General features: G+C 42.5%; 1 protein-coding gene. It reads left to right on the forward strand.

The annotated features are described in order from the left end of the window. A partial coding sequence (locus tag C6N31_RS47495; protein ID WP_232486390.1) for a hypothetical protein occupies nucleotides 1–214 on the forward strand: 214 nt, incomplete at its 5' end. Between the last annotated feature and the right edge of the window lie 26 nt (nucleotides 215–240).

Below are 240 nucleotides of genomic sequence, written 5' to 3' on the forward strand. Positions count from 1 at the left end.
CCCATCGCCAGAAGCAATTGTGTATCCTCTCAAGATCAGAGATGGAGAAAATTCTGTTCTGGACGAACCAATTACTTTCTCAGAAATGTACAGGAAGAAGATGAGCAAGGACCTTGAGCTAGCCAGCCTAAAGAAGCTGGCAAAGAACCAACTTTTGCAGGACCTTGAGAAAACCAAATTGGAACCCAAGCCACTCGAACAGATTTTAGCTTAAAGCTAGAATCTGCTGTTATTTAATGG

The sequence above is a fragment of the Streptomyces fildesensis genome (genome assembly GCF_016107395.1).
Classification (GTDB): domain Bacteria; phylum Actinomycetota; class Actinomycetes; order Streptomycetales; family Streptomycetaceae; genus Actinacidiphila; species Actinacidiphila fildesensis.